General features: G+C 48.8%; 19 protein-coding genes. 9 read left to right on the plus strand and 10 right to left on the minus strand.

What is annotated here, in order from left to right; all coding sequences use genetic code 11:
* The first annotated feature begins 49 nt into the window (after nucleotides 1-49).
* Entirely contained in the window at nucleotides 50-1,555 is a 1,506-nt protein-coding gene (locus MHI12_RS05380; RefSeq protein WP_405171775.1) for a sugar ABC transporter ATP-binding protein, read from the plus strand.
* Between the two features lie 15 nt (nucleotides 1,556-1,570).
* Nucleotides 1,571-2,590: a galactose/methyl galactoside ABC transporter permease MglC gene (gene mglC, locus MHI12_RS05385; RefSeq protein ID WP_017690326.1), complete on the plus strand. Its 1,020-nt coding sequence runs from the start codon at nucleotides 1,571-1,573 to the stop codon at nucleotides 2,588-2,590.
* 277 nt (nucleotides 2,591-2,867) lie between these two features.
* Here mglC and MHI12_RS05390 read toward each other — a convergent pair whose 3' ends face one another.
* Nucleotides 2,868-3,203: a hypothetical protein gene (locus MHI12_RS05390; protein ID WP_405171776.1), complete on the minus strand. Its 336-nt coding sequence runs from the start codon at nucleotides 3,201-3,203 to the stop codon at nucleotides 2,868-2,870.
* A gap of 415 nt (nucleotides 3,204-3,618) precedes the next feature.
* Between MHI12_RS05390 and MHI12_RS05395 the strand changes: the two genes are divergently transcribed.
* A complete protein-coding gene (locus MHI12_RS05395) occupies nucleotides 3,619-5,034 on the plus strand; it encodes an ATP-binding protein (protein WP_091016210.1) in 1,416 nt (471 codons plus the stop codon).
* Between the two features lie 730 nt (nucleotides 5,035-5,764).
* On the opposite strand, the gene MHI12_RS05400 is transcribed toward MHI12_RS05395, so the two are convergent.
* From MHI12_RS05400 to MHI12_RS05410, 3 genes are all read right to left on the minus strand, one after another.
* On the minus strand, nucleotides 5,765-7,597 hold the full coding sequence (locus MHI12_RS05400; protein ID WP_405171777.1) for an ABC transporter ATP-binding protein: 1,833 nt from the start codon (nucleotides 7,595-7,597) through the stop codon (nucleotides 5,765-5,767).
* A complete protein-coding gene (locus MHI12_RS05405) occupies nucleotides 7,590-9,374 on the minus strand; it encodes an ABC transporter ATP-binding protein (RefSeq protein ID WP_405171778.1) in 1,785 nt (594 codons plus the stop codon). Before MHI12_RS05405 ends, MHI12_RS05400 begins: the two co-directional genes overlap by 8 nt.
* Before the next feature lie 158 nt (nucleotides 9,375-9,532).
* Entirely contained in the window at nucleotides 9,533-9,967 is a 435-nt protein-coding gene (locus MHI12_RS05410; protein WP_405171779.1) for a MarR family winged helix-turn-helix transcriptional regulator, read from the minus strand.
* Between the two features lie 240 nt (nucleotides 9,968-10,207).
* Here MHI12_RS05410 and MHI12_RS05415 point away from each other — a divergent pair, with 240 nt between their 5' ends.
* The 4 genes from MHI12_RS05415 to MHI12_RS05430 all read left to right on the plus strand — a co-directional run bounded on the left by MHI12_RS05415 (nucleotide 10,208) and on the right by MHI12_RS05430 (nucleotide 13,188).
* Nucleotides 10,208-11,146 carry an NrtR DNA-binding winged helix domain-containing protein gene (locus MHI12_RS05415; RefSeq protein WP_405171780.1) on the plus strand — a complete coding sequence of 313 codons (939 nt, stop codon included), beginning with the start codon at nucleotides 10,208-10,210 and terminating at the stop codon, nucleotides 11,144-11,146.
* Nucleotides 11,147-11,241: 95 nt separating this feature from the next.
* Nucleotides 11,242-11,727, plus strand: a complete 486-nt coding sequence (locus MHI12_RS05420; protein WP_405171781.1) for an NADAR family protein — start codon at nucleotides 11,242-11,244, stop codon at nucleotides 11,725-11,727.
* Between the two features lie 109 nt (nucleotides 11,728-11,836).
* Complete coding sequence (locus MHI12_RS05425) at nucleotides 11,837-12,709, plus strand: TIGR02452 family protein (protein ID WP_405172939.1); 873 nt, start codon at nucleotides 11,837-11,839, stop codon at nucleotides 12,707-12,709.
* Nucleotides 12,710-12,765: 56 nt separating this feature from the next.
* Nucleotides 12,766-13,188, plus strand: a complete 423-nt coding sequence (locus MHI12_RS05430; RefSeq protein WP_405171782.1) for a macro domain-containing protein — start codon at nucleotides 12,766-12,768, stop codon at nucleotides 13,186-13,188.
* Nucleotides 13,189-13,359: 171 nt separating this feature from the next.
* Here MHI12_RS05430 and MHI12_RS05435 read toward each other — a convergent pair whose 3' ends face one another.
* The 4 genes from MHI12_RS05435 to MHI12_RS05450 all read right to left on the minus strand — a co-directional run bounded on the left by MHI12_RS05435 (nucleotide 13,360) and on the right by MHI12_RS05450 (nucleotide 18,290).
* Entirely contained in the window at nucleotides 13,360-14,307 is a 948-nt protein-coding gene (locus MHI12_RS05435; RefSeq protein ID WP_405171783.1) for an iron-hydroxamate ABC transporter substrate-binding protein, read from the minus strand.
* Between the two features lie 60 nt (nucleotides 14,308-14,367).
* Complete coding sequence (locus tag MHI12_RS05440) at nucleotides 14,368-15,384, minus strand: iron ABC transporter permease (RefSeq protein WP_047841845.1); 1,017 nt, start codon at nucleotides 15,382-15,384, stop codon at nucleotides 14,368-14,370.
* Between the two features lie 2 nt (nucleotides 15,385-15,386).
* The gene (locus MHI12_RS05445; RefSeq protein ID WP_341006341.1) at nucleotides 15,387-16,460 is read right to left on the minus strand and encodes an iron ABC transporter permease; all 1,074 of its coding nucleotides are present in this window, start codon (nucleotides 16,458-16,460) and stop codon (nucleotides 15,387-15,389) included.
* A 99-nt stretch (nucleotides 16,461-16,559) separates the two neighbouring features.
* Nucleotides 16,560-18,290 (minus strand): helix-turn-helix domain-containing protein, encoded by a 1,731-nt coding sequence (locus tag MHI12_RS05450; protein ID WP_405171784.1) that lies wholly within the window; start codon nucleotides 18,288-18,290, stop codon nucleotides 16,560-16,562.
* 489 nt (nucleotides 18,291-18,779) lie between these two features.
* Here MHI12_RS05450 and MHI12_RS05455 point away from each other — a divergent pair, with 489 nt between their 5' ends.
* Both MHI12_RS05455 and MHI12_RS05460 read left to right on the plus strand, forming a co-directional pair.
* A complete protein-coding gene (locus MHI12_RS05455; protein ID WP_405171785.1) occupies nucleotides 18,780-19,781 on the plus strand; it encodes a Gfo/Idh/MocA family protein in 1,002 nt (333 codons plus the stop codon).
* Nucleotides 19,782-19,802: 21 nt separating this feature from the next.
* Nucleotides 19,803-20,426 carry a pyroglutamyl-peptidase I gene (locus tag MHI12_RS05460; RefSeq protein WP_405171786.1) on the plus strand — a complete coding sequence of 208 codons (624 nt, stop codon included), beginning with the start codon at nucleotides 19,803-19,805 and terminating at the stop codon, nucleotides 20,424-20,426.
* A 663-nt stretch (nucleotides 20,427-21,089) separates the two neighbouring features.
* On the opposite strand, the gene MHI12_RS05465 is transcribed toward MHI12_RS05460, so the two are convergent.
* Both MHI12_RS05465 and MHI12_RS05470 read right to left on the minus strand, forming a co-directional pair.
* Entirely contained in the window at nucleotides 21,090-21,932 is an 843-nt protein-coding gene (locus MHI12_RS05465; RefSeq protein ID WP_405171787.1) for a 1,4-dihydroxy-6-naphthoate synthase, read from the minus strand.
* Nucleotides 21,929-22,834 (minus strand): futalosine hydrolase, encoded by a 906-nt coding sequence (locus MHI12_RS05470; protein WP_405171788.1) that lies wholly within the window; start codon nucleotides 22,832-22,834, stop codon nucleotides 21,929-21,931. Before MHI12_RS05470 ends, MHI12_RS05465 begins: the two co-directional genes overlap by 4 nt.
* Nucleotides 22,835-23,058 lie beyond the last annotated feature (224 nt).

Genomic DNA, 23,058 nt, shown 5'->3' on the forward strand with positions numbered 1-23,058 from the left:
TTCGGGTAGCGTCCCTTTTTTGCCGGTCATATGGAAGGGAGGAACCAAGATGGAGTCACCTTACCTGCTGGAGATGAATGGAGTTTCCAAAGCATTTCCGGGTGTGCAGGCACTAAGTCAGGTCACATTGAAAGTGAAGCCGGGGACGGTTCACGCTTTGATGGGAGAGAATGGAGCGGGGAAATCCACACTTATGAAATGTCTGTTCGGCATGTATCGTCCAGATGAAGGAACGATACGCATCGAAGGAAAGGATGTGGATATTCCGAATTCCAAAGCTGCACTTCAGCAAGGCATATCCATGATTCATCAGGAGCTGAATCCGGTCCCGCATCGTCCGGTGATGGAGAATATCTGGCTGGGTCGTTTTCCGATGAGGGGAATACTGGTGGACGAGAAACGGATGTATACCGATACGCTGGCCCTGTTCAAGGACTTGAACCTGGATATTGATCCGAAGGCTCAGGCGGGAACACTGTCTGTCTCCAAGATTCAATCCATGGAAATTGCCAAGGCGGTCTCTTTTCAATCCAAAGTCATCGTCATGGATGAGCCAACTTCTTCCCTGACAGGCAAGGAAGTGGATCAACTCTTTGCCATTATTAATGAACTGCGCAGTCGCGGCGTATCTATTATCTATATTTCACACAAGATGGAGGAGATCCTGACGATCTCGGATGAAGTGACGATCATGCGCGATGGCTTTGTTGTCGGGACATGGGATGCTGCTGATCTAACGACAGATCTGATTATTACGCGTATGGTTGGCCGTGATCTGGACGAACGTTTCCCGGAACGGACGAACGTACCCGGTGAAGTGATATTAAAAGCCGAGGGTCTGACATCAAGTCAGTCCAAATCGTTTTGTGATGTATCCTTTGAGCTGCGAAAAGGTGAAGTGCTCGGCATTGGCGGCTTGGTTGGAGCACAGCGGACAGAACTGATTGAGTCCTTGTTTGGACTGCGTAGACTCGCTTCAGGTACCATTTCGATTCATGGGCGCAAGGTGAAGATTAACTCCCCCGCAGCAGCGAAGCGTCATAACATTGCGTTGCTCACGGAAGAACGAAGGGTTACAGGGATATTCCCGGTGTTGTCGGTGTATGAGAACACGATCATTGCCAGTCTGGGGCGCTACCGAAATCGCGTGGGTTTGCTGGACGAGAAGAAGGGTCGGGAAGAGGCACGGGAACAGACGCAGAAGTTCAGAACCAAAACGCCTTCAGTTAACACGCTGATTCGAAACCTGTCTGGCGGTAATCAACAGAAGGTTCTGCTGGCCCGCTGGTTGCTGACCGACCCGGAGATTCTGCTGCTGGATGAACCGACACGTGGAATCGATGTAGGGGCCAAGTTTGAGATTTACACCATTATTACGGAACTGGCTCGTCAGGGCAAAAGTATTATCATGATTAGCTCGGAGATGCCCGAACTGTTGGGTATGTCGGATCGCATTATGGTGATGAGCGAAGGGCGTCTCACCGGAATCGTGGACGGAGCCGAGGCAACCGAGCAGGATATTATGAGGCTGGCCGCACAACAGCGGATGGCTTAGTCAGGAGGGAAACAGATGAACACACAGATGATCAATCAAGTGAAACAATATGTAACACAGCGCGCCATTTTTATCGTACTGATCCTGCTCATTATTGGTATTGCGATTGCCGATCCGAATTTTCTGGCCTTCTCCACACTGCGGGACATCTTGCAGCAGTCCTCCACACGGGCCATTATTGCGCTCGGTGCAGCCTTTATCCTTGTCACAGGCGGGGTCGATCTGTCCGCTGGACGGGTGGTTGGTCTGACGGCGGTTGTATCGGCATCGATGCTGCAAATTGACGAGTATGCCAACCGCTTCTTCCCCGATCTGCCCCACTTATGGGTGGGTCTGCCGATCCTTGTCGGGATTACCGCGGGTCTATTCGTGGGATTGGTAAATGGACTCATTGTCGCCAAATTACATGTGCCTCCTTTTATCGCAACGTTGGGTACGATGGTAGCCGTGTATGGACTGAATTCCATTTATTTTGATACGGAACCCAACCAATCGCAGCCGATCGGAGGATTGAGACCAGACTTCACCGTCATTGGCTCTGGCTACATTGATCTGGGCGGGGGTTATTCCATCCCATATATCGTACTGATTGCTATTGCGGTTGCATTAATCTGCTGGGTGATCTTTAACAAAACACGTCTCGGTAAAAACATGTACGCCATCGGTGGCAACATTCAGGCAGCGCATGTATCCGGAATTCATGTGGCACGTAACCTGGTTGCCCTGTATGCCATTGCGGGTGCATTGTATGGTCTGGGTGGTGTACTTGAAGCGGCTCGGACAGGTGGGGCTACGAACAATTACGGTAACATGTATGAGCTGGATGCAATCGCCGCATGTGTGGTAGGCGGCGTATCAACGGCGGGTGGTATTGGAACAGTGCCTGGAGTTATGGCAGGGGTATTGATCTTCGGGGTCATTAACTATGGTCTGACGTTTATCGGTGTAAGTCCATACTGGCAGTTGATTATCAAAGGATTGATCATTGTTGCTGCGGTGGCTTTTGATATCCGTAAGTATATGGCGAAGAAATAAGATGAGCCTCAAGAGGTTACACCAGTCACTCCGATGACAGAACAACCTTCTGATCGCTGTTATCCCCAGATTTTTTGATTCCCTTCTAAAGAAGTGAAAATCCGGGGATAAAGGCGAGGTGTATGCTTCCGATGTAGCTTTCTTTCAGAAAGCTTTTAGCTCCGCTTCTTCAGGTTATTTCTGTCCTCTACGTTATCGTGTAAACAATTTGTTCATCTTATATGGAAAAGCAGCAAAGAAGCCAGCCCTCGGGATATAGAGAGCTGGCTTTAATTGTTTAACCATTGACCATCCAATCGATAACGGGGATAAATGGCCCCATCATGCACAAGAGCAACATAAATCCGGCGACGTTATAAGATACACTTGTGCCATAATGTGAACGATTTTTTTTGGCGATCAAGAAGGCTGGAATCCAGAAGAGGGCTGCTACTACAAAAGGAATGTGAAATCCTTGAGTTCCGTTGCTATAAATAGGTATGTTTATTAAGTTAAAAAGATAATGACTGATCATAAAATTTGTTTTGCCCCATTGGAAGTTAAAGGCGAGACCCATCAATAGTACAAGCAGAGATAGCGTTCCGAAGCCTAGTGGTTTTCGTTGTGTTGTCATGTGATATCCTCCATAACCAAGTATTTATCCTAAATTAATCCATTAATTTATTGTACCACAATAATGATCTATGCGAAGAGGAATTGTTTCACTTTTGTTGATTACAATTACATCATATGTCCTATTGCCTTCATAATTTATACATTCGTGCGAATTTGACGAGCCTCCACTAATCGACAACATCAGCTAATCATAATCGATATAATACATGTACATAAGTTGTTTGATGTGAGTTTTATGTCAAAGGGGGCGAGGCTGTTTGCTTAGTTACACGATGAAAATGGTGATATTCCCGCTAGGTTGTCTGCTTGTCATTCTGTCCTCTTATGTTCTCAGGCTTACCCCTAATATGGCAATAATGTCACTTTCGGCGACATTATTGGTAGCAAGTATTTATGGGGAGAGACGATATCCTGTGCTGCGAAAATTTCAGTGGATTTTTCTCGGGATATTCCACTATTTCAGTGAACTGAACTGGTGCAACATGCTGTATTATATGCTCATTATTTCAATGATCCAGGACAAACCAAGGTTGGCGCAGACCTTGCCGATTTCGTTGCTGCTTATGCTGCAATATACGTTGATTCGGCTTTCGTATGTGCCTGTAGATACATATGCTTTGCTGGTTTCGTTATTTGACCTGTTAACCTCGGTTGTTATCATTTTTCTGTATCATACCTTAATCAACAGTGAGGTCGAGAAGCGCAGGCTTCGGGAAAAAAATCGGTTCCTGACCCTGCATGATCCGCTTACCGGACTGTTGAATTACGAAGGTTACATGGAGGTGTTACATAAGACAGTAGAAGAGCAACGGTCTTTTTTGCTTGTCCTTTTGAACGTCAATAACTTTAGCGGCTTTAAAAAAGATTCAGAAGATCCTTGGTGTACGGTAATCACAGGTACAGGTCAGATGATCAGCAATCATTTCACCGAGGCCTATGGCATATCCCGGTATGCAGGAGACCGATTTGCAGTCGTTTTGCCGGAGATACAGGATGTGGAAGAACGAATGTCGTCACTGTTATCCGTTCAGCTTCAAGGACTCCAGGTAAGCTACAGCATCTCCCTGTACCCGGAAATGTCGGATTCGTTGCAGCACTTTATGACAGTAGCCGAGGATAGGCTGCTTCAACAACAGCGCAGCAAATGGCTGAAAAATGAAGAAGAAGTATTTCGTTCCGAAAGACTAAGGGCTGTAGGTGAACTGGCCGCAGGTATGGCTCACGAAATTCGGAACCCGCTTACCGCAATTCGGGGATTCCTGCAACTGTCACGTGGACAAGCGTTTAATATCGCGCCATGGTATGAAGTGATCATGGGTGAGGTGACGAGAGTAACCGATTTGACGGCTGAATTTTTGCAGTTTTCCAAACCACATGCCAATCACATGAAGCCTGAACATTTGGGTCACTGCCTTGAACGAGTGATGTCTTTGACCGAGTCAGATGCGGCATCCCGAGGGCATCAAATTACGCTTGAAATGACTAATGAGCCAGTTGTAATCATCATGGATCGAGATAAAATTGTGCAGGTATTGATCAATCTGATTCGTAACGCTTTTGAAGCAATGACAGACCCTGGTGAGGTCCATATGGATTTGTTGCAGGACGGAGACGCAGTGCTCATTTCAATTACAGATACAGGAAGCGGCATTCCGGAAAATTCGCTATCCACAATCTTTAATCCATTTTATACAACCAAAGAAGAAGGTACGGGACTTGGACTTGCGCTCTGCCAGAAAATCGTTCAGGATCACAATGGTAAAATTACCGTCCATAGCGAAATGGGGGTTGGTTCGACCTTCACGCTTCATCTGCCAATGGAGACGTAAATCATATAATTTACCCAGAGATAGCAATTAAATAGTTATTAAATAAAATCAAAAAAACGCCGCATGGGTCCTGAAGAACCCCATGCGGCGTTTAGTATTTCGATTAACTAATGTGTGGAGTCCACATCGGTTCAGATCATTTTAGCTATATAAGAGTGTGTCTGCAAATTCAAGTAAGCGATATGATGATGGAGGTCAGCGTATAAAAGTCTGAAGTTCGAGCCGGTTGAACCTGGCGAATGGGTAGTCCATTTTCTAAGGAACATAGGACGTCTTATTTGGCCTTCAGGTCCTTACTTTAATTTGTAAGAAACTTCAGGCACGTTATTTCCCAACATCCCATGAAAAAGCGCTGAAAATGGCTGTTTATTTGGATATAACGTGGCTCAGGTTCCTTAGATTTCTGAGAGAGCTTCAAAAGCTTGAATAAGACGCCTCAGATTCGTTAGAGCTCGCGCATACTCTGCTCCAACAGCGAGCGAGAAGACTCCTCCGGCCTGCACCAAGCGGAAGGATTCCTCCGTCCCGCACCAAGCGGGGAGATTCCTCCAATCCCGCTTGGTGCGAAGTGGAGTTTTTCATGTGGAATGGAGAATATCCGCTTTTGTGGCGTATTGATCACTTGTTCGCACACGAAGGACATGTCCTCGCACATTCAGGATACAGCGCATTCGCTTGCTCCGTACGCGCTAAGGTTCGCTTCGGCATGCAGTAGCTTTGCAGACATGCTTCAGTTCGACTTATTGAGCTGTCCCCGATGTAACTGATAGTAGAATCCTTGTTGCTGCATCAACTCGTCATGGCTGCCCCGTTCAGCGATCTGTCCATCATCAATGACGAGAATCTGATCGGCTTCACGAATCGTGCTCAGTCTGTGGGCGATAACAAAGCTGGTACGGTCTTTCATTAAAGTGCGCATCGCTTCCTGGATCTTCATCTCTGTACGTGTATCAATGCTACTTGTTGCTTCATCCAGAATAAGAATGGCTGGATCAGCCAGAATTGCCCGGGCAATGGTCAGCAGTTGTCGTTGTCCCTGACTCAGGTTGCTTCCCCCAGAGATGATGGGGGTATCGTAGCCCTGTGGCAGTTTGCGGATGAACGAATGTGCATTCGCCAGCTCAGCCGCTTGCCTGATCTGTTCATTGGTTGCGTCCGGCTTGCCATATGCGAGATTGTCGCGAATGGTACCCGAGAACAGGTAGGCATCCTGAAGTACAATGCCGAGTTGTCGACGGAGTTGATCCTTCTCCAGTTCCGAGATGTCACATCCATCAATGGTAATCCGTCCGCCTGTAATCTCGTAGAAACGGGGCAACAGGTTGATAATGGTCGTTTTGCCTGCGCCGGTGGGTCCAACAAGTGCAATCATCTCACCAGGTTTTGCAGTAAAACTGACCTTCTTAAGAATGTCTCGATCCGCACTATATCCGAAAGAGACGTCTTCAAATATCACTTTACCTTGAATCTGGTCCAGTTGTTTCTTCTGTTCCTCCACGTATTCGCCAGGCGTATCCATAATGTGGAACACACGTTCAGCACCTGCGATTGCAGCCTGAATCAGATTGTACTGATTGGCCAGATCGTTGAGAGGCCGCTCAATCTGGCGGGAGTAAGCGAGAAAGCTGACGATTAGTCCGATGGACGTCAGATCATGATAAGCCATCCATCCACCTACAGAAGCCAGTATGGCAAACCCGATATTGTTCATCACGTTCATCGTAGGCCCAACCAAACCTGAAACAGTCTGGGCCTGTGTGCTGGATGTGCGCAGTTTCTCGTTTAGGTTCTGAAAATGTTGATGTGCCTGATCTTGTCGGTTATAGGCAGCTACGACTTTTTGTCCAGCAATCGTTTCCTGAGCATACCCATTAAGCTCACCAAGCAATTTCTGCTGGGCTGTGAAGTGTTTGCGTGTTCTTGACGCGATCAGGCGAGTGGCGATGGTAATCAAGGGTACAGTCACCAGACTGAGCAGGGTAAGCCGTACATCAAGTGCAAACATGATCGACAAGGAACCAACGAGCAGGATGGCACTGGACATCAATTGGGTTACGCTTTGGTTCAGCGTTGTAGATACGTTATCGATATCATTGGTCGCCCGGCTCATGAGATCCCCGCTTTGATTTTTATCAAAAAAATGGATAGGTAGCTCTTGCAGTCGGGAGAACAACGCATGTCGCAGATCTTTGACGGTCAGTTGGGACACACCAATCATGACATAGGATTGAGCCCACATCAGGAGTGAGCCAAGGACATAAACACTCAGCAATAGAAGACATTCCTTCAGCAAACCCGCTGTTACTTTGGGAACGATATGTTCGTTAACGGCACGGCCGAGAAGATAAGGCCCTGCCAGATTGAGCAGTGTGCCGAGAGCGGTTAGAACCAATGCAGCAATGACTCCTTTGCGATGACGTCCCATATACGACCATACCCGAATTAGGGCGTGGCGAGCATTTTTGGCTCTGACTTTGGGAACGGGTCCTCTGCCCCCTGGTCCGGGTCTTCCGATAGGAGGCACGACGGTTTGTTGAATGGAGGAAGATGCAGGTTTAGCCAAATTGAACATCCTCCTTCCGTTGCTGCGAATAATAGATCGCCTGGTAGTGTGATGAATGAGCCATAAGGTCATCATGTGTGCCTCTGGCAACGATCTGTCCTTCATCAATGACATATATACAGTCTGCATCCTTCACGGAGGAGATCCGCTGTGCAATTAAAAAGGTCGTGCTGTCTTTCATCAAAGATTGCAAAGCCTTCTGAATGCTCGCTTCCGTACGCAGGTCTACAGCACTGGTGCTATCATCCAGAATCAGCACTTCCGGTCGCATGAGTAGGGCGCGTGCAATGGATATACGCTGTTTCTGTCCACCGGACAGATTGACCCCGCGCTGACCCAGCTCCGTGTCATACCCGTCCTTCAGTTTCATAATAAAATCATCTGCTGCCGCAGCTTGTGCCGCAGCACGCAATTCAGCATTCGTTGCACCGGGCCGGCCGAAGCAAATGTTATCCCGGATGCTGCCGCTGAACAGGATGGATTCCTGTAGCACAATAGATACACGGCTGCGAAGATCCTGAAGATCCCAGTGGCGAACGTTCACTCCGTTCACGAGCACTTCACCCTGTGAAGCATCATACAGACGGGGAATCAGCTGCACCAGCGAGGTTTTGCCTGAACCTGTTGAACCGATCAGGGCCACTTTCTCACCCGGGCGAGCCTTCAGGTTAATGCCGGTGAGTGCATGGTCTCCGTCATAACGGAAAGATACGTCTCTGAATTCCACTTGACCGCCTGTGCGCGAGGAAAGAGAAGACGGTTGGTATAGAGACTGATCACGAGTAGACGGGAGTGACTGTACATTCCCGGAGTTGTCGGTTCCCGATTGAATATCCGGCTGTGTATGTAACACCTCGTTGATCCGGGCAGCAGATACCTTGGCGCGGGAGAAACTCATCATCATCATGCCGATGGACGTGAGGGACGAGAGTACAACCGTGACATAGTTGATAAAAGCAATCAGATCTCCGGCAGCAATATCGCCTCCCACTACCTGGAAACCTCCAAACCACAGCACGGCTACAATGGTAGCGTTCAGCATCAAGCTGAGCACGGGTGCATTCAGCGTTACAATACGCCAGGCTTTGACGGCGGTTGTAGTGTAATCTTCGTTGGATTGCTTGAACCGTTTTTTCTCCAGACGTGCACGTGCAAACGCCTTGACGACACGAATGCCGGCAAGATTTTCCTGAAGCACAGCGTTGACCTGATCAAGCTTGCTCTGCACACTGGCGAACAGCGGATAGGATGCTTTTATCAGGATAAATAAAATAATAAACAGTACTGGCACAGTCGCAATAAGAATGAGTGCCAGCTTCACACTGATCGTAAACGCCATGATGATACTACCAATGATCAGCATTGGTGAACGGATAAACATCCGTAGCAGCATCTGTACAAAGGTCTGCATCTGGGTAATGTCACTGGTCAGACGGGTGATCAGAGATCCTTCCTGAAATGTATCCAGATTGCGGAAGGAGAAGGTTTGAATATGGTCAAACAGTTCCTGGCGAAGATCGGTGCCGTATCCAACGGCAGCTTTGCTTGAATAGAGTGTACAGCCTGCGCCGCCAACCCAGCCGATTAACGCAACAAGTAGCATGATCAGACCTGTAGTCACGATATGGGGCAGATTCCCTGCAAGTACACCATCATCCACGATGCTGGACATCAGCTTGGGCTGGAGCAGGTCCATGGTTACCTCAAGTACCATGAGCAGCGGGGCAACGATTGCTGCCGACTTATACGGGGTCAAGAATCGTTTTAACGTCCACAATAGGAAATCACCTCAATCTTCATAGCATAAGTGAATCAATTTCATAATACCGTTAGCTGCTTCAATCAAGGCTAGGTATATTACAAAAATCCGTTTTAGTGAGTTATGCAGTTGATTCTAGTATTTTCTTTTAAACCATGTCGCAAGTCTTTACTACCTCAAGCTTCACGCAGGTTTTGGAGCATACGCTGTGCAAGTGCAGACATGATCTCAGATTCTTCCGGTGTAAAATCTTTCTGGGCCTGCTGTTCCAACTCCTGAATCACTTCTCTCAATTCTTGTAGCGCAGAGCGCCCCAGATCCGTCAGGTATACTCGCAGACTGCGCAGATCCTTCGGGTCTGCTTCGCGTCTCACATAACCGGATGATTCCATGCGCTTAAGCATGACGGTTACCGTTGCGGGACTGCGCTGAAGTTGTTCGGCCAGGTTTTTCTGGGATTGGCCATCTTCCCGTTCAAGCTGGAACAGCAAAGGGGGCTGCCCCGGGTATAACTCGGGGTGATTCACAAGTTTCTCATGAACCTTGTAGCGTTTCAGTTTCACGAGTTCGGATAGCTGTCCCATTAACCGATCATTTTGGACTGGGTTCATATCATCTACTCCATTTCTACCTTCATTCCATCTTCTCGGTATTGAAAACCACACTTTTTGAACACATACATTTAGTTAGTCGACTAACTAAATCTTAAGTTCGATTTGACATATCGTCAAGTGAATACAGATCATTTATTTTAGACTGGAAATATTGACCTGAGATAAAATGATGTGATAAATTGATATTATCTAATTGTTAATAACATAATGTTAATAACAGAATGGAGTTTGTATATTATGACTTACGAAGGTTCCTCTGGAGGAAAAACTCCCGATTACCGGGAGCATCAGGATCAGGTACATATCAGTGAACAACAGTTTCTGGAAACGTATAATGCTGGTGATTACGAACGTCCTTCCGTCACCGTGGACATGTTGATCTTTACGATTCGCAGTGAAGCTCAGGAGAATTATCGCAAGCTTGCGGAACCCGAACTCCAGTTACTGCTGATCCGGCGAGGCGGCCATCCCTATCTGGGACAGTGGGCGTTACCGGGCGGATTCGTCTCCATGCAGGAATCATTGGAAGATGCTGCTCGGCGGGAATTGTTGACGGAGACAGGGCTGGATGATATTTATCTGGAGCAACTGTACACCTGGGGAGATGTGGAGCGAGATCCGCGTACACGGGTCATCAGCTGTTCCTATATGGCGCTGGTCGATAGCAGCGAGCTGGAGCTTAAGGCTGGCGATGATGCCAGTGAGGCCAATTGGTTTCGGGTGGAGCAGCGGCTTCTGGAAGAGAAGCGCCATATCCATGAGCGTGGACGTGTGACAGAACGCAGATTGCAGTTGATTTTGACCAATGGAACAGAAGAGTTATCGGCAATTGTTGAAACGAAAGAAACCATAGAAGGGAAAGTACGGAGCCATCGTTTGACGTTGGGTGAGGTTCAGGGGATTGCATTTGATCATGCCAAAATCATTCATTATGCACTTGAGCGTCTACGATCCAAGATCGAGTACACGGATATTGCATTTAATCTGATGCCGGAGACGTTTACGCTGACTGCACTTCAGAAAGTACATGAGATCATCAGTGGCAAAAAACTGCTAGCTGCCGCTTTCCGGCGTAAAATCGCCGATTGGGTTATTGAGACAGGAGAGTATGCGAGCAGTGCCGGTCATCGACCCTCACGTTTATACAGATTGAATCCAGAGAGGCAGACACCGTAGAAACGAAACGGTAAGAATCAATGAACTCGGACGAAGTGATTCAAGCCAAGGCGGGATCGCTTCATACATGAGGAGCAAGTAAGGAGGGGATATGGATGGAAAAGTTTACGTTTTTTTGGCGGACTGCATCTCCGTTCTCACAGTGGCACCCGGCGGATTTTACCGTGAACGGGGTTCACTACACGAGTGCGGAGCAATACATGATGCACCAGAAAGCGCTGCTGTTTGGCGATCAGACCATCGCAGACAAGATTCTGAAGGCAAGCTCTGCTTCAGTACAAAAAAAGCTGGGCAGACAGGTCGCAGGCTTCGACCGGACTTTATGGGAAGCTGAGTGCCAGCGCATTGTCTACGAGGGTAATTTGGCCAAATTTACACAAAACGAAGAACTGCTAACCGTGCTGCGTGCCACTCGTGGAACGACCCTTGTAGAAGCAAGTCCGGATGATCGCATCTGGGGTGTAGGGCTGGCGGAGGAAGACCTGCGTATTCGTAATCGAAGAACATGGCGGGGAACCAACTGGCTGGGTGAGATTCTGACCCGTCTAAGAGAAGATATAGGAAGTGATTCAGATGAGTGATCAACAACAGGATAAGAACAATAGCAGCAATAACAAGAACAGCAGGGGACGTTACAACAACAGTACACTCGATAGATCAACTGGTATTACCGGCTCCAATCCACGTACCATGCGGGCCAGTATCGCACAGCAGACGCTGGCTATTTTGGATGAAGGGCAATACGTAAATGGGTATGATCGCCAGGTTGAGATAGGTATCGATGTGCAGCATGCCATTCGAAATTCGGTATTATATCGTCCTTCGGAGCTTTCCGGACTCAGGGGAAAGCTCCGTACAGAAGCTCGCGCAGAAACTCATTCGGTAGCCTCATCAACTGAAGCTGAATCTGTGTCAGTTCGCATTGAGGTTACTGGCGAGACTACACTTCGAGCGGCTTCACGTTTGACGGTAGATGAAGGAAGAGAAGATGTGGTCTGTCTGAACTTTGCATCGGCGAAAAATCCTGGCGGCGGTTTCCTTGGTGGAAGTCAGGCACAGGAAGAGAGTCTGGCCCGAGCGACAGGACTATACCCGTGCATCGCCCAAATGGATGAAATGTACGAGTACAATCGCAAACAGCGATCGGGTCTCTATTCGAATTATATGATCTATTCACCGGATGTTCCGGTGATCCGTGATGACGAAGACCGATTGCTGGACAAATATTATGTATCATCCTTCATTACTGCGCCAGCGGTGAATGCGGGTGTGGTGAAAGAGCGTGGAGAAGCGGATGATCTACAGATTGAGTCCGTGATGAAGGAACGTATTCGTTATATTCTGGATGTGGCTGTTTCCAACGGTCACCGTACGATTGTTCTGGGTGCTTATGGTTGCGGCGTATTTCGTAATGAACCGGCAGTGGTGGCGAAGTATTTTCATGATGTGTTAGTGGGAGAGGGATTTAAGGACTCCTTTGAACGAATTGTATTTGCTGTATATGATCGATCCTCAGGTCAGCGAACATTAAAGGCATTTCAACGTTTTTTGGCAGAGGCCTAATAAAAAAATAAGGGATATAGATTGAATGAGAGCGCGTGATAAAGGAGATGAATGCCATGCAGTTTCATGAGAGAGAACATGATTTATTTGAACTGGGGGTTGAGTACACGCTTGCGCACTGCATATCAGCCGATGCAAGGATGGGTAAGGGCATTGCGGTACAGTTCCGGGAGCGATTTGGTTTGGAAAATCTTCAAGAGCAGGCCAAACAAGAGCCGCTTGAGATTGGACGATGTTATCCGGTAGGACGGACGATGAATCTGGTCACCAAGGCAAAGTTCTCCAATAAGCCGACGTATCAATCGTTGACGAACGCGGTAGAATCCATGCGGGACGTATGTGTGAAGGATGGCATTACTAAGCTGGCTATGCCCAGAATAGGATGCGGGTTGGACAGGCTGAAATGGGAGAAGGTCAGTCCGATTATCCAGAAAACTTTTGCCGATACGGATGTTGAGATCGTTGTCTGTACATTGTGAGCGCATTTGGTGGAAGAGGATGGACTGCAGCTTGCTGGGAGATCCAAAGCAAAAAAACCTCAGCTTTGAAGGGAATAGAGCGTACGTATGATTCATACAAACGCTGTTCCGATTTCAAAGTGAGGTTTTTTGTTGTTTTATAGATGATGGGTATCAGATGTATCGGACACTTTATTTTTTGGAGAACATTTCTTTGGCTTCATCCATGGCCATTTTATTACCGATCGATGAGTAATCGAGCCAAGGTTGTGCCCCAATCGGGTAGACATGACCAGCTTTGACTGCTTTCAGGCCTTGCCAGATCGGATTGTTTTGCAGCTCCTTGAACATGGTCTGGGCTTCATCATCCGAATTCACAACCACAAAGATTGCATCTGCATCATAGTCCGGCAATATTTCACGGGAGACGACTTGATACGGTTTAGTCGAATCGATATCTGTGATCCCTTTGGCAGGAGTCAGACCGAGATCCTCATACAAAATGGGACCCATGGGACGGCGTGTACTGAATACACGTAACTCTTTGGCAGTCACACGGATCGCCATCACAGTCCCATCACCAATGGTGTCGTTAATGAGGGACTTCACTTCTTCCGTTTCGGTTGCGTAGTCCTGAATGTATTGCTCGGCTTCCTTCTCGCGATTCACAAGTTTGCCAATGTCTTTCAGATGGTCGCGCCATGTACCGTCATCCAGATTGAAGACATGCACCGGAGCAATTTTTTCGAATTTGGCAATATCACCACCGGAAAATTCTTCGTCCAGATAGATCACATCGGGTTTCAGGGCAAGCAAAGCTTCCATATCCGGGTCTTTAACCGGACCAAGTGGCGTTGTATTTTGAAGTTGATCAGCAACATGGGACAGGAAACCTTTGGCTTCGCCACCGATGACGGAACCAACCGGAGTAATGCCGAGAGACAGCAGATCATTGGTCAGATGGATCGACATGGAGGCAATACGTGGCTCTCCTGAACTTGCACTGTTGTCCTGATTGTTGCTTGAAGTATCCGTGGACGAACCGCCAGAAGCAGATGATGAATTGTTAGCCGTTCCACAGGCTGCGAGCACAAGCACCAGACAGATACTCATGACAAGCATAAGATTTTTCTTTAACATGGGTAATCACATTCTCCTTGAACATCTCTTGGATGTCTTTATTGTTTTTTGAAAAAAAGATCACTTGCTTCGTACTAACAGGTACAAAAAGTAAGGTGCACCAATCGCAGCAACCACCACACCTGCCGGAATGGCATTAGGCTGAAAGATCGTTCGCCCGATTGTATCGGCGCTCACCAGAATAACCATACCGATAAGCCCGGCAGCAGGGATCAGATGCCGATGCATCGGACCGACAAGCCTGCGCGCCAGATGTGGCGCTGCCAGACCGATAAAGCCGATCCCACCAGCCATGGATACACTGACGGCAGACAAAGCCACGGCACAGAGCAGCAAAATAACACGCTGGGATCGAACAGGCGTCCCGATACTGGTTGCGGCAGCATCTCCAAGATTGAAGGCATCGAGTGTTTTGGATCGACTCCATATATAAGAAATACATAGCACCACCCAAGGAAGCAAAGCTTGCACATGAATCCAATCCCGGCCCCAGACGCTTCCTGCCAGCCAGCGAGCGGCAAAGGAATAGGTGTCTTCATCCAGACGCAGGGATAGGTAGAGTGTCAACGCATGGAACCCGGCCGCTACCGCGATTCCCACCAGAATCAGCTTAATGGGTGATACGCCGTTATGGCGATCGTAAGACAACAGCATGATGATTAGGGCGGCGGCAACACTGCCTGCAAAAGCAAACAATGGAATCAGCAAGGCCACAGAACCATCCATCGTAAAGGAAAGACTAACAAACACCATTAGTCCAAATGCTGCCCCCGCATGTAATCCCAGAATCCCCGGGTCCGCCAGTGGATTGCGGGTGATCCCTTGCAAGGCTGCTCCGGCAATACCAAGTCCTGCTCCGGCCAGTACAGTTACCAGGATGCGAGGCAGTCGGTAATCAAACAGTACAATCTGATCATCCGAACTGCCATTACCCAGCAAAGTCTGTAACACAGCCGCTGGGGAGAGACGAATGGTTCCCGTGTTCAGGCTGATCACAATAACTGCAATGGCGATGCAGAGCAGCGTGATACTGACGACTATCGAACGTTTACCTCGTGAAGGTGTATTAAAATTCATCGCTACAAGGCCCTCCTTTCTTTACGGGCCAGATAGAGGAAGAACGGTACACCGACAAAAGCGACCATAATGCCTACCGCGAGTTCCTCGGGCGGGTTCACGATGCGTGAGCCCAGATCGGCGAGCACCAGTAATATCGCTCCAAGCAGAGAAGACATCGGAATGATGAGTCGATAATCCACACCCACCAGTTTGCGTGAGATATGAGGGATGACAAGTCCGACAAATCCAATCGAGCCTACTGCCGACACGGACACACCAGCCAGCACAACAACCGCTGCGAGGGCGAGAAACCTCGTCCAGCGCAGATTAATCCCGAGATTAATCGCCACTTCTTCACCGAGTGACATAAGTGATACACGCCGGGCGAGTGGCATAATCAGTACTAGTGTGGCGAGCAGCACGGGAAGAATCAGCTTGAGGTGCCGCCATTCTATTCCGCCAAAACCTCCCGCATACCAGAAGGCCAGATCCTGACTCAGGTCAAAATAAATGGCAACGCCTGTGCTGAGCGAGGTTAACATGGCTGCAATAACGGCTCCGGCAACGGTCAGTCTGATGGAATTCAGGCCACCAGGTGCTACCATTCCAAGCAGGAAGATAAGCAGTGTGCCGAGAACAGCCCCCAGGAATGATAAAAACATAATCCAGCCGTACGGCAGTCCGGGCCAAAAGGCAAAGCTCAGTGCCACGACAAAAGTGGCTCCTGCATTGATGCCCAGAATGCCCGTGTCTGCCAGCGGATTACGCGTAATGCCTTGCATTAAAGCTCCTGCAACGGCAAAGGCAGCGCCGATAATAACCGCGGCAAGGACACGAGGCAGCCGCAGCTCATGAATAATCTGATGTGGTGTCAAAGCTGGGTTGTACTGAAATATGGCAGCCCATACGGTTTCCAGAGTTAGTCCTTTGGCACCTAAGGAGATTGCGACAAACATACTTAGCAGCAGTATGGCTATGGCAGACAAAAACGTCAGCCCAACGGTCACTGCAGATTTTCTTGAATTAGACGGACGATGTGGCAGTCCCGGATGTTGAATACGGGTCACTCCTTTGGTACCAACAACGTATTTCATTGTTATTGATTATCATTATCAATTAGTGATCATTATAGAATCTTAATTCAGGCCCGTACATGGCATAAATTAAGATTTTGGAGATGGACATTTTTTAGATTACAAAAGTGAAGGTTTGTTCGTCAACATAGAGAGCGCTTCATCGAGCTGGATGTTGATGGAATATGGAGCATATACGACCCATGAGTTCCAGTCGATGAGATGTACACGTCCGTTTTTTACCGCAGGATGGCTGTTCCACAGTGGATTCGAAGCTATCTCTTTCAACAGTGTTGCCTTTTCATGCATAGAATTAATCGCCAGTATCAGCACATCTGCCTCCAGTCCGTCCCATTCTCCTGGTGTGAAGGGCAGCCAGTTGAATCCAACGCCGGGAGATTTGCCAGCCAGTTCGGTCTGAATGCGCTGAGGAGCGGCCAATTGCAAGGTTCGATAAAAGACATGTCCAAAGTTCCGATGGCTGTACATCCGTGGACCTTTAGGCGTTAACGTGCCAACGGCAACGGTGATGTCCCCGACGAATTCCTTGATTTTTTTGCGTGCACGTTCTGTCTTGCGTTCATGTCGATCCAGCCAATCTGTGGCTGCTTGGGTACGATCCACAATGGATGCAATCTGATGCAGATGACCAAAGACGTCTGTCTGGTTCCAGGGAATCGTGATGATGGGGGCGACATCGCCAATATGCTCCATCGCTTTGGCAGCTGCATTGTCCTTGGTCAGAATCAATTCAGGATTCACATCCAGGAAAGCCTGACGTCCTTGTTCCCAAGGTTCATAGGCGTGGAAGGGCAGCGTCAGCGATTTGGGCATATGAGGAAGATGGCCTTGGATCTGAGCTGCGCATGGCGTGATACCAAGTGTCATCAGGTGGTCCGTGTATGGATAGGAGAGCGACACGATATTTCGGTGGACCTGCTTCGCATAGGAAGTTGGCGCATAACCGGCATGGTTTCGGAAACGTCGGCTGAAATAAAATTCGTCACGGTAACCCACTTCACGAGCCACATCACGGATACGCAGATCGGAAGTGAGCAGCAATTCCTTGGCCCGGTTCATACGCAGATGAGTGATGTATTCAATCGGATTTTTCTGCATGCGGCTCTTGAATAGCTGCGAATAATACGACGGGTGCATGTCAGCCAGTTCAGCCAACTTTTCCAGCTTGATCTCGTGCATATAGTTTTCGCGCATGTATTGCAGGGTGGACCTGAGCCACTGTTCGGGTTCATCCTGCCCAGCCACTACGTCAGTCTGGTCTTCTTGAGGCCAGAGTATATGTAACAGTTCCGTCAGGAAGAGCTGTGCCTTCAGGCCTGTTTCCAAACCTTCGTTGGTCAGTTGTGTAAGCTGTGCGGCAATGCGCTGTATACCGTAAAATGGGCCCTGAATCCAGCCTGTAACAGGTGAACTGAGCTCACGTTCGTAGATTCGTCTGGCTTTTGTTTTCTCCGTAGCCCGATACATATCAAAGTGAATGATATACAGTTCAATATCATGGTCTTCATCACTAAACAGTTCAATTGCAGTTCTTGGTAGGGACAGACAAGCTGATTTGCGAACCACGTGAGATTTGATCCCATTCATGATCAGTTGGCCTGTGAATTTGTGCATGTATATGAAAGTATGATGAGCTAGCTCAGTTGTGGACCAGCGCCATTTCCCACGGGTTATAATATGTTCTGCCTGACGAAGTTCGATCAGGGTATCATTCAGGAATGCATCCAGGTCTGCTCGGGTGGAGGATTCCTTTTCTGAATTGGGACTTGTCTGCTGATGCAACAGGTGTGGATTCTTGCCGCTGTGGGCGGTACCTGGGATGGTAGTCATGGTGTTATGCGTCCTCCTCTCTTTTGAACAGTTTAGGTAATGATTGAATCTGGAACGTACCATATTTTCTCGGACATGAAGGTCTATTTTAAACGTCTATTGATGCGTTTTGCATGATGTTATGATTACTGACTGTCTTGTCAAAAGCGCGTTTGCAGTATAGTCAGAAGTTTTATGAATAGCACAGGGTATATGATCCCGTTATCAGATGTGATCGATATTTTAACCAGATTGTCGCTAGTTACAAGTATGCTTAGGGACAAGACTTCATGGCCCTAGTCTGCTGATAATCTTAGCAAATCTACTGGAGAATTGAAATGTACCCAGATATGTTCGAGGCCCTGATGAGCTTGAAGTCTATTGAAAGCACATAATCGAAATCGTTTTCTGACGTAAGCGTTTCTTTTTGGTAAAATAAAGGGGATAACATGTTGGCCTGATCTGAATCATGAACCTTTTCAACTCAAATTGCAGTAGGGAGGCTTTAATATGACAGAAGTAGTGGGACGGGACAAAGTACGCTGGGGCATTATGGGCACAGGATGGATTGCATCCCAGTTTGCAAAGGATTTGGAGCATGCCGGGAACGCAGAGAAAGCAGCGGTAGGTTCACGGACAACGGGAAGTGCGGAGAAGTTTGCAGCTGAATATGGTTTTGCACGCGCTTACGGTTCTTATGAAGAGATGCTGCAAGACCCTGAGGTAGATATTATCTATGTGGCAACACCTCATCCTGTGCATAAGGAGAATGTACTGGCTTGTCTGGAGGCGGGCAAGGCGGTGCTCTGTGAAAAGCCGTTTACGATGAATGCGCGTCAGTTGGAGCAACTGGTGGAGACGGCACGGGAGCGTAACCTTTTCCTGATGGAAGGGATGTGGACACGCTTTTTGCCACCGATCGCTCAAGCCAGAGCATGGATTGCAGAAGGACGAATTGGTGAAGTACGTTTGCTCCAGGCAGACTTTGGATTCCGTGTCGGCTGGGAGCCGGAAGGTAGGTTGCTTAATCCGGATCTGGGTGGAGGCGCATTGTTGGATGCAGGGGTGTACCCGATCTCCTTTGCATCGATGATCTTTGGTGAACAGCCCCAGCATGTATGGAGTACGGCCAATATCGGTGAGACGGGTGTGGACGAGCAGTTTTCCGTATTGTTGTCCTATTCCGAGGGACGTTCTGCATCACTGAGTGCTGCCATTCGTCTGAACCTTAGCAATGAAGCGGTCATATATGGTACGGAAGGCAAGATTCGTCTCCCTTTATTCCTGGCGGGCAAAGAAGCCTATCTGCATGTGAATGGTCAGGATGAGCCGGAGAAGTTCACGGATGATCGAACATGCATAGGTTATGCTTTTGAGGCGGAAGAAGCGGGACGTTGTATCCTCGAAGGTCGGACGGAGAGTAACACCATTAAACTGGACGAATCCTTGGAAATCATGAAGCTGATGGACACGATTCGGGGCCAGTGGGGATTACGTTACAAATCGGAGTAAACAGACAGGAGCTGACGTGTGATGGTGAAGATTCTGATATCCGGGTTTGAACCTTTTGGCGGGGATGCGGTGAATCCGACGGGGGCATTAATGGATGCTCTTGCAAACGAAGTGATCGAGGGTGCTGAGCTAAAAACAGTACTGTTGCCCGTGCACTTTGATGAATGTGCAGACCTGCTGATCGCAGAGATGGAAGCCTATCGGCCAGATGTTGTCATTGCCTGTGGGCTGGCCAAGGGCAGAACATCCATCACACCGGAGCGGATCGCCGTGAATGTCAAAGACATTCCGCCTGGTTCCTACGCGGATAACCAAGGACAGCGTCCTGTGGACGAGCCAATTGTAGATGGCAGCCCGGACGGTTTGTTCTCCACGTTGCCCATACGTGCGATGGTGGATGACATGTCCGCAGCAGGTATCCCCGCTACCGTGTCCAATACAGCAGGTACATATATCTGCAACAACACAATGTACCGGGTGCTAGATCACATTCGAGTAGGGCAACTCCCGATCCGTGCCGGATTTGTACACTTTCCCGCCTCCACAGAGATGGCGGTGTTGCAGCCTTCCGTCCCGTCGCTGCCTTTTCCCATGATGCTGGATGCTCTGCGAATCATGATTCGCACGGTTGTAGCTGATTCGTAGGGGATGATTGCGATTGTTCGGCTGCGTTTGCAGCAGAACGTAGGCGAGGGTTGGATTCGTAGACCGCCGTTGTGAGAGGGAGAGCAGTGGGTTGGGATGGGTTATAGTAGGTTTTAGGATGACGTGGAGAGCGTGGAGTTGCATGGGTTTCTTTCTGCTTCAATCTTGGGTTGAGTAGAGTGATAGATATGAAGTTGAACATAGAGTGAAAAAAAGAGCTGTCCCATCGTCATAAGTCTGACGTTAGGGGACAGCTCTTTCTATTTCGTATGCCATGTGTAGTGTAGTCCAACATGGTTAGTGAGGTCACTAGTTTGCAGCAAGTATCTTGATGCTACCAAAGCCCTTATAAAAACAAGACCCTGGGACACCACCATCACCCTGGCTAGTTAAAAAGTTTTTATCCCGGAATGTACCCTATGCAGGACTCTAACGAATCGAGTACACGCTATTAGCCGAAAATTCGCACTTACCAATTTCTAACGAATCGTAGGATCGTTATTGTGCTTGAGTGTGAGAGTTTATCGGCAATTTGAACGAGATTTAGCCGAATACGGTGTCTGAGATTCGTTAGAATTCTCGTGGCATGATATTCGGCTGAATAAGGTGCGTAGGGTTCGTTATATTTAGAGCGTAAAGATATAGTTGAAAAATAGTTAAATGTTAGATTCGCAACAGATCAAGGTCGAACTCGGGAACGAGTCCTTCTTTCATGGCACGTCCAAGTAGTGCAGTAATCGCACCGTAGCCATCATCGCCCAGATTGGCGCTGAATTCGTTAACATACAGTCCGATATGCTGTGCAGCTACGTCAGGGTCCATTTCTTGGGCATGTTCCATAACGTATGCTCTCGACTCATCCGGGTGCGCCCATGCATATTCAACGGAGGCGCGTGCCCATCCGGCGAGGGCATGAACATCCATGTTGCGACGTGCGATGATCGCTCCAAGCGGGATCGGAAGGCCTGTGTCGCTTTCCCACCAGTTCCCGAGATCTGTCATTAGTTTGAGGTCATAGTTTTGGTACGTGAAGCGTGCTTCATGGATGACAAGTCCGGCATCGATCTTGCCGTCCCGTACAGCAGGCATGATCTGGTCGAATGGCATGACAACAATCTCGCCTACACCACCCGGAACATTTTGCGCTGCCCACAGACGGAATAAGAGATATGCTGTCGAGCGTTCACTTGGCACAGCAACCCGTCGTCCAGACAGATATGCTGGATCGGTCGTGCCATTTGCGGTCAGAACCAACGGACCACATCCTCTACCAAGTGCGCCTCCAGCAGGAAGCAGAGCATAGTCAGATAACACGTATGGCAGTGCTGCATAAGATATTTTCATCACTTCAGGTGTGTCGGGGCCATCCGGATTTGCTGCCAGACCATTGGTAATATCAATATCAGCATAACGGACATCCAGCTCAGGTGCGCCCGGGATCAAACCGTGCACCCACGCGTGAAAGATAAATGTATCATTTGGACAAGGGGAAAATGCAATTTTCATGATGTAATAACCTCCCGTAAAATGGAACTTGCAGCCTGAAGCGCATCGAGGGCGTCCTTGATGCGCCAAGCGTCGCGGTCGCGTGGACCGACCGCGTTAGATATGGCCCGCAGTTCGAGTGCTGGCACGCCGAACTGCTGGGCAGCTGTTGCCACGCCGAAGCCTTCCATACCTTCGGCGGCGGCATCCGGCACGCGGCGCAATAGCTCCGCAGCCGTCTCCGCTGTTCCGGTCGCCGTAGACACGGTGACCGCAGTGCCTCCGCTGACAGCGAGCCCATCCCGCTGCAGCTCATGGCGCAGGCGAGCGGCAAGCTCCGCGTCCGCCGCCACAATGGACGAGCCGAATCCGAGCTCGTCCACACTAAGGAAGCCGTCTGGCGTCTGCGAGCCCAGATCGGCAGCAACCATAGCGTCGGCTACCACGAGGGAGCCGACGTCTGCCCGGCCGGGGAACCCACCGCCGATGCCGGCACTGATCACCAGCATGTAGGCTGGTGAAGATCCGGTCCCGGCAAGGGGCCCCGGCCTTGAAGATGTGGCAGATGCCTGTGCCACATCGGATGGGCTTGGCGCAGTGGAACCCTGCGCCAACGCCCTTGTGCTCGCAGCTGCTACGGCATATGCCAATGTAGCGGCTGTTCCCGCAGCGGCCGAGGCTGGGCCAACGCCCGCAGCGATGACGTCAAATCGTTCCGCGGCTGTATCTCCCAAACCGCGGAGGACCGCATCTTTCTCCGCATCAACCGCGGTTACAATTAATACACGTTGTGATGAATTTGCTTGGACCGGACTTATATCTGAAGTGTTTATTGCCCCGGTTAAATCCCCGTGGTGTCCACTATTTTCGAATGATGCGTTTGGTTTATTATTCTGATCTTTATCCTGTCTATGTTCATTCATCTCGGATTCTCCTTATGAGGTATTAGAAGTGTAACATATGCCCTCCATAGTATCTTTCTTACAGCAAGCTTTTAGTTACACTTCTTAGGGTTCTACTTACTTCTATATTTTCGTGTAAATGTATAGTTCAGCTTATAAAAATGGAATTCGGGCATATATTTGTCCACTATAAAAGGACATTTATCTTCATTTTGTCTTTCAAAGAGTGGACACTTTTTCTAAAA

Source organism: Paenibacillus sp. FSL H8-0280 (assembly GCF_045040665.1).
In the GTDB taxonomy this organism is placed as follows: domain Bacteria; phylum Bacillota; class Bacilli; order Paenibacillales; family Paenibacillaceae; genus Paenibacillus; species Paenibacillus xylanexedens_A.